14 protein-coding genes are annotated in these 12,677 nt (G+C 66.6%); 9 read left to right on the top strand and 5 right to left on the bottom strand.

Going from position 1 to position 12,677, the window contains the following annotated elements:
- The first annotated feature begins 22 nt into the window (after positions 1–22).
- Positions 23–640, top strand: a complete 618-nt coding sequence (locus V6X73_RS06900; protein WP_367959238.1) for a thiol:disulfide interchange protein DsbA/DsbL — start codon at positions 23–25, stop codon at positions 638–640.
- Positions 641–1,429 carry an endonuclease/exonuclease/phosphatase family protein gene (locus tag V6X73_RS06895; protein WP_367959239.1) on the top strand — a complete coding sequence of 263 codons (789 nt, stop codon included), beginning with the start codon at positions 641–643 and terminating at the stop codon, positions 1,427–1,429.
- On the opposite strand, the gene V6X73_RS06890 is transcribed toward V6X73_RS06895, so the two are convergent.
- Positions 1,430–2,047, bottom strand: coding sequence for an arylesterase (locus tag V6X73_RS06890; protein ID WP_367959240.1), 618 nt, complete (start codon positions 2,045–2,047; stop codon positions 1,430–1,432).
- Here V6X73_RS06890 and V6X73_RS06885 point away from each other — a divergent pair.
- The 3 genes from V6X73_RS06885 (at position 2,046) to V6X73_RS06875 (ending at position 7,059) form a co-directional block, all read left to right on the top strand.
- Positions 2,046–2,753 carry an ABC transporter ATP-binding protein gene (locus V6X73_RS06885; protein WP_367959241.1) on the top strand — a complete coding sequence of 236 codons (708 nt, stop codon included), beginning with the start codon at positions 2,046–2,048 and terminating at the stop codon, positions 2,751–2,753. The two genes, V6X73_RS06890 and V6X73_RS06885, sit on opposite strands and share 2 nt — an antisense overlap.
- On the top strand, positions 2,753–5,230 hold the full coding sequence (locus V6X73_RS06880; RefSeq protein WP_367959242.1) for an ABC transporter permease: 2,478 nt from the start codon (positions 2,753–2,755) through the stop codon (positions 5,228–5,230). Before V6X73_RS06885 ends, V6X73_RS06880 begins: the two co-directional genes overlap by 1 nt.
- 77 nt (positions 5,231–5,307) lie before the next feature.
- Positions 5,308–7,059, top strand: a complete 1,752-nt coding sequence (locus V6X73_RS06875; protein WP_367959243.1) for a PHA/PHB synthase family protein — start codon at positions 5,308–5,310, stop codon at positions 7,057–7,059.
- A gap of 7 nt (positions 7,060–7,066) precedes the next feature.
- Here V6X73_RS06875 and cysQ read toward each other — a convergent pair whose 3' ends face one another.
- Positions 7,067–7,900, bottom strand: a complete 834-nt coding sequence (gene cysQ / locus V6X73_RS06870) for a 3'(2'),5'-bisphosphate nucleotidase CysQ (RefSeq protein WP_367959244.1) — start codon at positions 7,898–7,900, stop codon at positions 7,067–7,069.
- 204 nt (positions 7,901–8,104) lie between these two features.
- Between cysQ and trxA the strand changes: the two genes are divergently transcribed.
- The 4 genes from trxA (at position 8,105) to V6X73_RS06850 (ending at position 10,424) form a co-directional block, all read left to right on the top strand.
- A complete protein-coding gene (trxA, locus tag V6X73_RS06865) occupies positions 8,105–8,431 on the top strand; it encodes a thioredoxin TrxA (RefSeq protein WP_367959245.1) in 327 nt (108 codons plus the stop codon).
- 57 nt (positions 8,432–8,488) lie between these two features.
- A complete protein-coding gene (gene rho, locus V6X73_RS06860; protein ID WP_367959246.1) occupies positions 8,489–9,745 on the top strand; it encodes a transcription termination factor Rho in 1,257 nt (418 codons plus the stop codon).
- A gap of 94 nt (positions 9,746–9,839) precedes the next feature.
- Entirely contained in the window at positions 9,840–10,094 is a 255-nt protein-coding gene (locus V6X73_RS06855) for a hypothetical protein (RefSeq protein ID WP_367959247.1), read from the top strand.
- A gap of 12 nt (positions 10,095–10,106) precedes the next feature.
- Positions 10,107–10,424 (top strand): type II toxin-antitoxin system RelE/ParE family toxin, encoded by a 318-nt coding sequence (locus V6X73_RS06850; RefSeq protein ID WP_367959248.1) that lies wholly within the window; start codon positions 10,107–10,109, stop codon positions 10,422–10,424.
- Here the strand turns inward: V6X73_RS06850 and V6X73_RS06845 are convergent.
- Genes V6X73_RS06845 through lgt form a run of 3 tightly spaced genes read right to left on the bottom strand, consistent with a single transcriptional unit; the run spans position 10,418 to position 12,577 of the window.
- Entirely contained in the window at positions 10,418–10,933 is a 516-nt protein-coding gene (locus V6X73_RS06845; protein ID WP_367959249.1) for a dihydrofolate reductase, read from the bottom strand. The two genes, V6X73_RS06850 and V6X73_RS06845, sit on opposite strands and share 7 nt — an antisense overlap.
- Positions 10,934–10,966: 33 nt before the next feature.
- Entirely contained in the window at positions 10,967–11,761 is a 795-nt protein-coding gene (locus tag V6X73_RS06840; RefSeq protein WP_367959250.1) for a thymidylate synthase, read from the bottom strand.
- A 30-nt stretch (positions 11,762–11,791) separates the two neighbouring features.
- Entirely contained in the window at positions 11,792–12,577 is a 786-nt protein-coding gene (lgt, locus tag V6X73_RS06835) for a prolipoprotein diacylglyceryl transferase (protein WP_367959251.1), read from the bottom strand.
- Positions 12,578–12,677: the final 100 nt, after the last annotated feature.

The following is a 12,677-nucleotide window of genomic DNA, read 5'->3' as shown; positions in this document are numbered from 1 at the left end:
ATAACGGAGACAAGGCATGCCAATGGCACAACCCATCCGGCGGTGGCTGATGCTCGCCGCCGTGCTGCTCACCGCCACCGCGGCCCAGGCCCAGCCCTACACCGTGCTCGAGGTGCCTCAGTCCACCGGCGGCGAGGGCGTCGAGGTGCGCGAGTTCTTCTCGTACGGCTGCCCCCACTGCCGGGACTTCGAGCCGCAGTTCAGCCGCTGGGCCGAGGGCATGGGCGAGCGCATCGAGGTGGTCCACACCCCGGTGACCTTTGGCCGCGACAGCTGGCGGCTGCTCTCGAGGGCGTACTACGCGGCTGAAGCGCTGGGGATTCTGGATACCACCCATGGGGCGATGTTCGAGGCCATCCACGACCAGGGCCGGCGCTTTCGCCGTCCCGAGGATGTCGCCGCGCTCTTTGCCGAGGTGGCCGATGTGGCCAAGGCCGATGCGCTGGCGGCCATTAACGGCTTTGCCGTCGGCGCTAGCGTCAACCGCGCCGAGCGGCTGGTGGCCGCCTACGGAGTGCGGGGCACCCCGGCGGTGGGCGTGGCCGGGCGCTATCTGATCGATGTCCGCGCCGCCGGCGGCCAGCAGGGCATGCTCGAGGTGGCCGAGGGCTTGGTCGAAGAGGCCGGCGACGCCCCTTAAGTGACCGCCATCGCCGCCGATCCCGGCCCGGGGCTGCCGCCGCGCCTGCGGCTGATGAGCTACAACATCCAGGCCGGGATGGAGACCCGTTTTTACTACCAGTACTTCACCCGCGGCTGGCGGCATGTGCTGCCCGACGCCGGGCGGCTGCCCAACCTCCAGCGGATCGCCGATTTGATGAGCGGCTACGACCTGGTGGGGCTGCAGGAGCTCGACGGGGGCAGCCTGCGCAGTGGCTTTGTCGAGCAGACCCGGTTTCTGGCCGAGCAGGGCGGGTTTCCGCACTGGTATCAGCAGACCAACCGCCCCCTGGGGCGACTGGCCCAGCACGCCAATGGGGTGCTCAGCCACTTTGGCGCCTATCAGGTCACCGAGCACCGCCTGCCCGGACCGGTGCCGGGCCGTGGGGCGCTGGTGCTGCATCTGGGCGCGCCCGGCGCCGAACTGGTGGTGGTGCTGTTGCATCTTGCGCTCGGCCAGCGGGCGCGGCTGCGGCAGCTGGCATTCGTGGCCGGCCTGGTGGCGGAGGCCGAGCATGTGATCGTCATGGGTGACATGAACTGCCACGCCGACAGCCCGGAGCTGCGTTATTTTTGCGCCGAGGCGGGGTTGAGCGAGCCCCACCACGACCAGCCCACCTATCCGAGCTGGCGGCCGCAGCGCAACATTGACCACATTCTGGTGTCTCCTCACCTGGCAGTGGAGTCGGTGGGGGTGCTCGATGCGCCGCTTTCGGATCATCTGCCGCTGACCATGGCCATCCGCCTGCCGGCGGCGTTGCGGGTCTGATCAGCCGGCGTGCTGGGTGGCAAGCATGGGCGCGAGCGCTTGCCAGATGTTGTCGAGGATAATGGGCTGGGCATCGGCATTGGGATGAATGCCATCGTCGAGCATCAATGCCGGGTCGCCGGCCACGCCCTCGAGGATGCGGGGGACAAAGGCGACACCGGTTGCATCGGCCACCTGTTGAAAGGTGGCCAGAAAGCGGTCGATGAACGCCGGGCCGTAGTTGGTGGGCAGCCGCACCCCGGCCATCAGGACCCGGGCGCCGGCGGCCCGGGCCTGGTCGATCATGGCGGTGAGGTTGCCCCGCAGGGCCGCCAGCGGGATGCCGCGCAGGCCGTCGTTGCCGCCCACGGCAATGATGACCACATCCGGGGCATGGGCGTCGAGGGCTCGGGGCAGCCGCGCCCGGGCACTGGCCGAGGTATCGCCGCTGATGGCGGCGTTGATGACCTCGGCCCGCTCGCCCAGCCGCTCATCCAGCAGCGCGACCCAGCCCTGCTCGGTGGGCATGTCGTAGGCGGCGGAGAGGCTGTCGCCGATGACCAGTACCCGGGTCTCGGCCGCCGTGCCGGCACCGCTTGCAAGCAGTAGAAACAAAAGGATCAGGAGTCTCATCGCCATGGCCACGCAACCCAATGGGGCAAATCCACAGACCGCCGTCCTCGAGGCGCGTTCCCTGACCATGCAGTTCGAGGCACCGGAAGGTCGCATCAGTCTGTTCGAAGATCTCGATCTTAGCATCGCACCCGGCGATTCTCTGGCCATCCTGGGCACTTCGGGGTCGGGCAAATCCACCCTGCTGGGGCTGTTGGCCGGCCTGGACCTGCCCACCGGGGGCGGTGTCACCCTGGATGGCGCCGATCTCAATGCCCTCGATGAGGATGCCCGGGCCCGACAGCGGGCCGGTCGGGTGGGCTTTGTCTTTCAGGCCTTTCACCTGTTGCCCGGGCTGACCGCGCTGGAGAACGTCATGCTGCCGGCCGAGATCGCCGGCGACAGCCGCGCCCGCACCCAGGCCCGGGAGGCGCTCGAGCGGGTGGGACTGGCGCATCGCACCGCCCACTATCCGGCCCAGCTCTCCGGGGGTGAGCAACAGCGCGTGGCCCTGGCCCGGGCCTTTCTGGGCGAGCCCATGATCCTCTTTGCCGACGAGCCCACCGGCAACCTGGACCACCAGACCGGCGAGCAGATCATCGACCTGCTTTTTGCCCTCAACCGCGACCATGGCACCACCCTGGTGCTGGTCACCCACGACCGGGCGGTGGCCGGCCGGTGTCAGCGTGTGGCCTATCTCCGGGAAGGCCGGCTGGTCGAGGACGCAAGCTGATGCTGGCGCTCAAACTGCTCTATCGGGACTGGCGCGGCGGCGAGCTGCGGCTGCTGGCATTGGCGGTGGTGATTGCCGTGGCGGCGGTGACCGGTGTGGCCTGGCTGGCCGATCGGGTGGCCGGGGCCACCGAGGCCCGGGCCGCGGATCTGCTGGCGGCGGACCGGGCCGTCGAATCCACCGAGCCGATCCCCGCCGAATGGATCCAGCGCGCCACGGCCCAGGGCCTCGAGACCGCCCGTACCGCGGTGTTCCCCACGGTGGTGCTCACCGAAAGCGCCAATCGGCTGGTCTCGGCCAAGGCGGTCAGCCCGGGTTACCCGCTGCGCGGCGAGCTGCGTATCCAGCGCCAGCCCGGCGGGCCGGAACAGCGCGCCCCCCAGGGCCCGGCGCCGGGCACCGCCTGGGTCGAGTCGCGGCTGCTGGGGCTTTTGGATCTGGCCGTTGGGGAGATCCTGACCCTCGGCGCGCGCGAGCTGCGGGTGGCGGCCATCCTGAGCTTTGAACCGGACCGCGGCCAGGGCTTTGGCAACCTGGCCCCAAGGGTGATGTTCAATCAGGCCGATCTGGCGGCCACCGAACTGCTCGGCCCGGGCAGCCGGGTGCGACACAAGCTGCTGCTGGCCGGCCCGCTCGAGACGGTCAATGCCTATACCGATGGCATTGCCGAGGCGCTCGGCAACCAGGTCGAAATCGAAACCCCGGCCGAGCAGGGCCGGGGAACGGCCGAGATCATCAACCAGGCGAAGCGTTTCCTGGGCCTGGCGGCGGTGTTGACGGTGATTGTCGCCGGGGTGGCGGTGCTGCTCACCGTCCGTCACTATGCCGAGCGCCAGATCACCGGCGTGGCGGTGATGCGGGCGATGGGTGCCACCCGAAGCCGGGTCATGGTGCTATTCATCGGCAAGCTGGTCTGGCTGGGCCTTTTTGCCGGGGCGCTAGGGGCGGCGCTTGGCTACGGGCTGCATCTCGCCATGCTGGCGCTGGTGGCGGATCTTCTGGGTGGCCAGCTGCCGGCACCGGGTTGGCAGCCGCTTGCCACCGGCTGGTTGACCGCCGCCGCCGCATTGCTTGGCTTTGCCCTGCCCACGCTGGTCCGCCTCAGGCACGCCCCGCCCATGCGGGTGCTGCGCCAGGACCTGGGCGGCGGGCTGCTGCGGGCAGGCTATCCGCTGCTCGCCGCGGTGGTGATCATCGTCGCGCTCATGGCCTGGCAGGCCGGAGACTGGCGGGTGACAGGCAGTGTCTTCGCCGCCGTGGTGGCCACACTGGCCCTGCTGGGGGCAGGTGCCGCGGCGCTGGTCTATGGCGCCCGGCGGTGGTCGCGGCGCAGCGACAGCGGCCGGCTGCTCTGGCTCACCGGGCTCACCCGCCGACCGGTGACCGCCATCATCCAGACCGTGGCCGTCGGGGTCGGGTTGATGAGCCTCTTTTTGCTGGCGGTGGTGCGCAATGATCTGCTCAGTGCCTGGCAGGCCGAAATCCCCCCGGATGCTCCTAACCAGTTTTTGATCAATATCCAGTCCGACGAGGTGGACGGGGTTCGTCAGACCCTTGCCGATGCCGGCATCGAGACGGTGTTCTACCCCATGGTCCGGGCCCGGATGACCGAGTTGAACGGCGATGCGGTGGACCCCCGCGACTACGATGACCCCCGGGCCCGGCAGCTGGCCACCCGCGAGTTCAATCTCTCATGGACCGATACCCTGCAGCCGGACAACCGCATCGCCGCCGGTCAATGGTGGGGCGGGCAGCCGGATCCGGCCCCGCAGCTGTCGGTGGAGACCGACTTTGCCGAGGAGATCGGCGTCGGCCTGGGCGATACCCTGACCTTCAGCGCCGGGGGGCAGTCGGTGACCGCGCCGATCACCAGCCTGCGCGAGGTCCGCTGGGAGAGCTTTAACGTCAATTTCTTTGTCCTCGCCTCGCCGGGTACTTTCGATGATCTGCCGCGGACCTGGCTGACCAGCTTTTATTTGCCCGATGACCAGACCGGGCTTTTGAACCAGCTGATCCGCGACTTCCCCAGTGTCACCCCCATCGATGTCACCAGCGTGTTGCGCCTGGTGCGGGATATCATCGACCAGGGGGTGCGGGTGGTCGAGTTGATGGCGTTGTTGACCCTGGCCGCGGGGGTGCTGGTGCTGCTGGCGGCGTTGCAGATCACCGGCGAGCAGCGCCGCTTTGAAAGCGCCCTGCTGCGGGCGCTGGGGGCCTCGGGACGGCGTATTCGGGGCATGGCGCGGCTGGAGTTTTTGCTCATTGGCGCGCTGGCCGGCGGCCTTGCCGGTGGCGCGGCCACCGCCGCGGGGGCGGTGGTGGCCGAGGTGCTTTTCAGCCTTGATTACCCGTTCCGGCCGTTGACGCTGATTGTCGGCGCCCTGGTGGGAGTGGTGACCGTCTGGGCGGCGGGGAGCCTGGGAGCGAGGCGCTACTACCGCGCCTCACCCATGCGTCTGTTGCGCGAGGGCGGATAGATTCGGTTACAGCGCATGAGGAACTGAGGCGCGGGCGACGCAGCCCAAAAGGAATCGCGGGTTGGAGCGGAGCCGCCATGACGCGCCTCGAGCATGCCTTTGAAGAAAACGTCGCCGGTCCCGTGCCCTGGGACCGGCTCTTTCACGCCGGCATCGGGCGCCTGACCGGCGGGCTGTCACCCACCGCGCTGCAGCTCGCCTTTTTTGACTGGACCGCCCATCTTGCCCTCAACCCCGGCCGTCAGCTGGCGCTGGTGGAAAAGGGCATGCGCAAGGCCATGCGGCTTGCCGCCTACTCCGGTCACTGCCTCGCCGGTGACGCCGGGGGCCGCTGCATCGAGCCGCTCGCCAATGATGATCGCTTCGAGGATCCGGCCTGGCAGCAGTGGCCGTTTTCGCTGCTCCACCAGGGGTTTTTGCTCCAGCAGCAGTGGTGGCATGTGGCCACCACCGGGGTCCCCGGGGTCGATCCCCACCACGAAGAGGTGGTCAATTTCAGTGTCCGGCAGATGCTGGATATCGCCTCGCCGTCCAACTTTCTGCCCACCAACCCCGAGGTCCTGCATCGCACCGCCGAGGATGGCGGCTGGAACCTGCTGCGGGGCGCTTCCAACTGGCTGGAAGATGCCCAGCAGACCCTGGCCGGCGGCGATGAACACCCCACCGGGGCATTCCGCGTGGGCGAGGATCTCGCCACCACCCCGGGCCGGGTGATCCATCGCAACGCGCTGATGGAGCTGATTCAGTACGAGCCGGCCACCGGCGCCGTCCACCCCGAGCCGGTGTTGATCGTCCCGGCCTGGATCATGAAGTACTACATCCTTGATCTGCGGCCGAGGCGCTCGCTGGTGGAATACCTGGTCAACCAGGGCCATACGGTGTTCATGGTCTCGTGGAAAAACCCGGATGCCCGCGACCGCGAGATGGGGATGGCCGATTACCGCCGCCTGGGGGTCGAGGCGGCCCTGCGGGCGGTCAACGCGGTCTGCCCCGGCCAGCGGGTCCACGGTGTGGGTTACTGCCTGGGCGGGACGCTGCTCACGCTCGCCGCCGCGGCGATGGGCCGCGACCGGGACGAGCGGCTGGCCAGCCTGTCGCTTTTGGCCACCCAGACTGATTTTACCGAGCCGGGCGAACTCGAGCTTTTCATCGACGAGTCCCAGGTCTCGTTTCTCGAAGACGTGATGTGGGCCCGGGGCTATCTGGGTCGTGACGAGATGGCCGGCGCCTTTCACTTGCTGCGCTCGCAGGATCTGATCTGGTCGCGTCACATTCGGCACTACCTCATGGGCGAGCGCGAGGCCATGTTCGACCTCATGGCCTGGAACGCCGACGCCACCCGGCTGCCCTATCGCATGCACAGTGACTATCTGCGCGATCTTTTCCTGCACAACGACCTGGTCGAGGGGCGATACGACATCGACGGCCGGCCGGTGTCGGTGGGCGATATCGATGTGCCGATCTTCTCACTGGCAACGCGGCGCGATCACATCGCCCCCTGGCGGTCGGTCTACAAGATCGTGCGCCTGGCGCGAACCGATGTGACCTTTGCCCTGAGCGCCGGGGGCCACAACGCCGGGGTGGTCAGCGAGCCCGGCCATCCGCGTCGGGAATACCAGCTGGCCCATTTCAGCCCGGATGATCCGACCTGCCCGGCCGAGCGTTTCGAGCGCGAGGTGGTCGCCGAGCCGGGCTCGTGGTGGCCGGCCTGGCAGCAATGGCTGGCCGATCTCAGCGGCGAGCCCGTCGACCCGCCGGCCATGGGCGCGCCCGGGGCCGGCTACGCGCCCTTCGCCGATGCCCCGGGCGAGTATGTGCTAATGCGCTGAGCCGGGCTCAGCGTCGCTCCACTGGCAGGCCTTCGAGGTAGTCCATCCAGCGCCATTGCGGGTCGCCCACCACCACAAAGTTGGGGTTGAGGATCGAATCCTGGGTGTTATAGCAAAGCGCCGTCCCGTCCGGGCTCATGACCTTGCCGCCGGCCGCCTCGACCACGCACTGCGCCGCGGCGCTGTCCCACTCTGAGGTGGGCCCGAATCGCGGATAGCAGTCCGCCGCCCCCTCGGCCACCAGACAGAACTTCAGCGAGCTGCCCATCGAGACGGTCTCGAACGCCGGCAGCCGCTCGAGCAGGGCTTCCACCTGGGGGTGGCGGTGCGAGCGGCTGACCACCAGTCGCAGCGGCCCCGCGTCGATCCTGGCGGTGGCAATCGCCGCCCGCCCCTCGCTGTCCTGTCGCTCGGCCACCGCCGGGGCATCGGCGGGGATCATGCCGGTGTAGGTGCGGCTCAGCACCGGGGCATGCACCACCCCCAGCACCGGCCGGCCCGCCTCGATGAGCGCGATATTGACGGTAAACTCGCCGTTGCGCTTGATGAACTCACGGGTGCCGTCCAGCGGGTCCACCAGCCAGTAGCGCGGCCACTGCCGGCGCTCGGCAAAGGCGGGGATGCCGCCTTCCTCGGAGAGCACCGGGATGGCCGGGGTCAGGGCCTGGAGTTGGGTCTGGATCAAGCGGTGGGCGGCGTTGTCGGCGCTTGTCAGCGGCGAGTCGTCGGTTTTGGTCTCGACCTCGAAGCCGGCGGCATAGATCGACAGAATCTCGCGGCCGGCGGCCTCGGCGATTTGAACGGCCGGGTCGAGCAGGCTCGGTGTAGCGGTGGCGGACATTGGGTGTGCCTTTGGCCTTTCAATCAGCCCATCATCCTACCTTGGCGGGGGGTCAGTTGACATGCCCGGGCCAGGGGGCTATCGTCCGCACATCGCGCCCTAAGGGGCGGATTCCCCCGTCATGATTTCAGCCATAGCGCCGCAGCCAAGGCGGGCACTCCACCCCCGACACTCACAAGCTTGTTTCCCCTGGAGGGTTGTTCCGTGAGCGACAACATCGTCCATGTCTCCGATGCCGATTTCGAGACCGAGGTCCTGCAATCCGACGCCCCCGTGCTGGTTGACTACTGGGCCGAGTGGTGTGGGCCGTGCAAGATGATCGCGCCCATCCTCGAAGAGGTGGCCGCCGGTTACGACGGCAAGATCAAGATCGCCAAGCTCAACATAGATGAAAACCCCGAGACGCCGCCCAAGTACGGCATTCGCGGTATCCCGACCCTGATGCTGTTCAAGAACGGCAATGTCGAGGCCACCAAGGTTGGCGCCCTGTCCAAGGCCCAGCTCTCTGCCTTTATCGACAGCAATCTGTAGCGACAGGGCCCTATCCACCCGTGTCACGGTCGCCCGCCGGGCGGCCTGGAACCAGCGATGAATCTCACCGAACTCAAACAAAAACCCGCTGCTGAACTCGTCGAACTCGCCCAGTCCTTTGGCATTGAGAACATGGCCCGCTCGCGCAAGCAAGAGGTCATCTTTGCGCTGCTCAAGGCCCATGCCAAAAACGGCGAGGATATCTGGGGCGATGGCGTACTCGAGATCCTCCAGGACGGCTTCGGCTTTCTGCGCTCGACCACCAGCTCTTACATGGCCGGGCCCGACGATATCTACGTCTCGCCCAGCCAGATCCGGCGCTTTTCGCTGCGCACCGGCGATACCATCTCGGGCAAGATCCGCCCGCCCAAGGACAGCGAGCGCTATTTCGCCCTGCTCAAGGTCGATGAGATCAACTTCGAAAAGCCCGAGGCGGCCAAGCACAAGGTGCTTTTCGAAAACCTCACCCCGCTGTTCCCCAAAGAACGGCTGGTGCTCGAGCGGGGCAACGGCTCCACCGAAGATCTCACCGCCCGGGTGATCGACCTCTCCGCGCCCATCGGCAAGGGCCAGCGCGCGCTCATCGTCTCGCCGCCCAAGGCCGGCAAGACGATGCTGCTGCAGAACATCGCCCAGTCCATCACCGCCAACAACCCCGAGGCCTACGTCATCGTCCTGCTCATCGACGAGCGGCCCGAGGAAGTTACCGAGATGGAGCGCACCGTGCGCGGCGAGGTGGTGTCCTCGACCTTTGACGAGCCGGCGAACCGCCACGTGCAGGTCGCCGAGATGGTCATCGAAAAGGCCAAGCGCCTGGTCGAGCACAAGCGCGATGTGGTGATCATGCTTGATTCCATCACGAGGCTGGCGCGGGCCTACAACACGGTGGTGCCCAGCTCGGGCAAGGTCCTCACCGGGGGTGTCGACGCCAACGCCCTGCACCGGCCCAAGCGTTTCTTCGGTGCGGCCCGGAACATCGAGGAGGGCGGGAGCCTGAGCATCATCGCCACCTCGCTGATCGAGACCGGCTCGCGCATGGATGATGTGATCTACGAGGAGTTCAAGGGCACCGGCAACATGGAGGTCCACCTGGACCGCCGCATCGCCGAGAAGCGCATCTACCCGGCCATCAACATCAATCGCTCCGGCACCCGGCGCGAAGAGCTTTTGATGACCCCGGACGAGCTCCAGAAGGTCTGGATCCTGCGCAAGCTCCTGCACCCCATGGATGAGCTTGCCGCTATCGAGTTTTTGCTCGACAAGCTCAAGGACACCAAGACCAATAACGAGTTCTTCCAGGCGATGAAGCGCTAGGTGATCTCGTCACGGCGAGTGGGAAGACCTTGTGTCGGTATTGCGACGTCGTTGAGACCCGGGCAGACTACTAAGTCATACCGGGAGGTGCGGCATGACTTATAAAACGACCCTTAGCTTTACCGAGCGTCACCACCGCTTTTTAAGCGAAAAAGTGGGTGAGGGGGTCTTTGCCTCGCAAAGTGCCGCTGTGGCAGCCGCCCTTGAGCAAATGATGCGTGATGAAGAGGAGCGGGCCTTGTGGCTCGACTTCGTGGCAGAGACGGTCCGGGCGCGCTTGCAGACACCCTCTGACGAGTATGTTGATCCCGCAGATGTATTTGCTGCTGCAAAAAAAGACGACCGCTAGCGCCGTTTCAGAATGACCTACCGGATCCGACTGCACCCTGCAGTCGCCGAAGATCTCCAATCCATCGCAGAGATGATTACCGATTATGCCGGGCCGGAAGCCGCGAAGCGTCGCCTGGCGGAGATCGAAAGCGCCGTCCTAGGTCTTGCGGATACCCCCCACAAAGGCAGCCTACGTGATGAGATTGCTCCGGGGCTTCGGGCCATTCCCGCGGGCCGGAAAGCGGTGGTTGCGTTTACGGTCGATGATCCGTCACAGACGGTTTTCGTGCATATCGTGGGTTATGCGGGTTCGAACTGGGTGAAGCGGGCGCCGGCGCGCGGTCAGTGATCGACCCGCTCCCAAGTCTCGAAATCCATGGCGTAGGCGTGTTCGGCATCCGCCGGGTGGTGGGTGGTCTGGGTGCAGCGCCACGCCGGCCCCTCGAATGGCGGAAAAAACACATCCCCGGTGGGTTCGGCATGAACCCGGGTCAGTTCCAGGCGATGGGCCATGGGCAGAAAGGCCGCGTAGATATCCGCGCCCCCGATGATGGCCACCTCGTCGGCATCCGCCACCATCTTGAGGGCCTGGTCCACCCCGCCGGCTACCTCGCAGCCCTCGTGGTGCCAGTCCGGGTCGCGGGTCATGACGATGTTGCGCCGGTTGGGCAGGGGCCGGCCAATGGAGCGGAAGTTCTTGCGGCCCATGATGATCGGCTTGCCCCGGGTCAGCGCCACGAAATGCCGCATGTCATCCGGCAGACGCCAGGGCAGGTCATTGTCCCGGCCAATGACCCGGTTCATGGCCATGGCCACCACCATGACAATCCGGGGCGAGTGGTTGGCGGTCTCGGTCATGAGCGGGCTCCTGGTTGGTGGCCCGGTGACGGGCTAAACCGCCACCGGCGCGGGGATATGCGGATGCGCTTCGTAGCCCACCAGCTCGATGTCCTCAAAGCGGAAATCAAACAGGCTGTCCACCTCTGGGTTGAGCTTTAGCCGCGGCAGCGGCAAGGGTTCGCGGGCAAGCTGCCGATCGGCCTGTTCGAGGTGGTTGAGATACAGATGCGCATCACCAAAGGTGTGGACGAATTCCCCGGGCTCGAGGCCGGTCACTTGGGCGACCATATGCGTTAAAAGCGCGTACGAGGCGATGTTAAAGGGCACGCCCAAAAAGATATCCGCGCTTCGCTGATAGAGCTGACACGAAAGCCGCCCGTTCGCCACATAGAACTGGAACAGGCAATGACACGGCGGCAGCCCCATGCGATCGATCTCGGCCGGGTTCCAGGCGGTGACGATATGCCGGCGCGAGTCGGGGTGGGTCTTGATCTGCTCGACCACCTGGCGGATCTGGTCGATGGCGCGGCCATCCGGCGCCGGCCACGAGCGCCACTGCACCCCGTAGATCGGGCCCAGATCGCCGTTTTCATCGGCCCACTCATCCCAAATCCGCACCCCGTTTTCCTTGAGATAGCGGATGTTGCTCTCGCCGGCCAGAAACCACAGCAGCTCGTGGATGATCGATCGCAGGTGGAGCTTTTTGGTGGTCACCACCGGAAAGCCATCGGCCAGATCAAAGCGCATCTGCCAGCCAAAGATGGAAAGCGTCCCGGTGCCGGTGCGATCGGATTTCTCCACGCCGTGGTGACGGACATGGCCGAGGAGCGTCTGGTATTGCTGCATGGCGGTGCGGATATCCCTTCTAGCGACCGATCAGTATGACGGCGTCTGCCGTCGCGCGGCGGCGATTAGCATAACGCCTATGGCGATCATGGGCAGCGACAGCAGCTGGCCCATGGTCATTCCGGCGAGCAGATACCCCAAGTGGGCATCCGGAAGCCGCACAAACTCCACCGCAAAGCGCGCCAGCCCATAGCCGATGAGGAAAAACCCGGTCACCGCCCCGGCCGGCCGGGGACGGCGCGAGAACCACCACAAAAGCGCAAACAGCACCAGGCCCTCGAGCGCCATTTCGTAGAGCTGCGAGGGGTGACGGGGTTCCGGCCCTAGGGGCGGGTAGACCATGCCCCAGGGCAGTTGGGTGGGCGCACCCCAGAGCTCGCCGTTGATGAAGTTGCCAAGCCGCCCGGCCGCCAGCCCCGGCGGCACCAGCGGCGCGATGAAATCCCCCAGCGCCAGCGCCGGGATGCGGTGGCGCCGGGCATAGAGGGCCATGGCCACGATCACCCCCAGCAATCCCCCGTGGAATGACATCCCCCCTTCCCAGACGCGCAGCAGCGACAGCGGGTCGGCCAGCCACGCGTCGGCGGCATAAAAAAGGATGTAGCCGATGCGGCCGCCCAGCACCACGCCGATGGCGCCATAGAGCAGCAGATCGTCCATCTGCGCCGGTCCCACCGGGGTGTCCGGCCGGCGGGCGCGCAGCCGCCCCAGCCACCAGGCAAGCCCGAAGCCGATGGCGTACATCACCCCGTACCAGTGGATGTCCAGCGGGCCAATCGAGATGGCCACCGGGTCGATTGCCGGATACTGCAGCATGCGCGCATTGTGACCGATCGAGGCACTTGATGACACGCACTTCGGGTGTCCCGGCCACCGGGCTTACGCTAGACTGCAACACTTGTTCCGAAGTGACTGT

Source organism: Spiribacter pallidus, from assembly GCF_040838495.1.
Lineage (GTDB): Bacteria > Pseudomonadota > Gammaproteobacteria > Nitrococcales > Nitrococcaceae > Spiribacter > Spiribacter pallidus.
This window is presented reverse-complemented; position numbering and strand designations above follow the sequence as displayed.

What these genes read in the sequence shown, in the direction of transcription:
- V6X73_RS06900 (WP_367959238.1), top strand. Translation starts at nt 23, where the DNA reads ATGGCACAACCCATCCGGCGGTGGCTGATGCTCGCCGCCGTGCTGCTC.
- V6X73_RS06885 (WP_367959241.1), top strand. Translation starts at nt 2,046, where the DNA reads ATGGCCACGCAACCCAATGGGGCAAATCCACAGACCGCCGTCCTCGAG.
- V6X73_RS06890 (WP_367959240.1), bottom strand. Translation starts at nt 2,047, where the DNA reads ATGGCGATGAGACTCCTGATCCTTTTGTTTCTACTGCTTGCAAGCGGT.
- V6X73_RS06880 (WP_367959242.1), top strand. Translation starts at nt 2,753, where the DNA reads ATGCTGGCGCTCAAACTGCTCTATCGGGACTGGCGCGGCGGCGAGCTG.
- V6X73_RS06875 (WP_367959243.1), top strand. Translation starts at nt 5,308, where the DNA reads ATGACGCGCCTCGAGCATGCCTTTGAAGAAAACGTCGCCGGTCCCGTG.
- cysQ (WP_367959244.1), bottom strand. Translation starts at nt 7,900, where the DNA reads ATGTCCGCCACCGCTACACCGAGCCTGCTCGACCCGGCCGTTCAAATC.
- rho (WP_367959246.1), top strand. Translation starts at nt 8,489, where the DNA reads ATGAATCTCACCGAACTCAAACAAAAACCCGCTGCTGAACTCGTCGAA.
- V6X73_RS06855 (WP_367959247.1), top strand. Translation starts at nt 9,840, where the DNA reads ATGACTTATAAAACGACCCTTAGCTTTACCGAGCGTCACCACCGCTTT.
- V6X73_RS06850 (WP_367959248.1), top strand. Translation starts at nt 10,107, where the DNA reads ATGACCTACCGGATCCGACTGCACCCTGCAGTCGCCGAAGATCTCCAA.
- V6X73_RS06845 (WP_367959249.1), bottom strand. Translation starts at nt 10,933, where the DNA reads ATGACCGAGACCGCCAACCACTCGCCCCGGATTGTCATGGTGGTGGCC.
- V6X73_RS06840 (WP_367959250.1), bottom strand. Translation starts at nt 11,761, where the DNA reads ATGCAGCAATACCAGACGCTCCTCGGCCATGTCCGTCACCACGGCGTG.
- lgt (WP_367959251.1), bottom strand. Translation starts at nt 12,577, where the DNA reads ATGCTGCAGTATCCGGCAATCGACCCGGTGGCCATCTCGATTGGCCCG.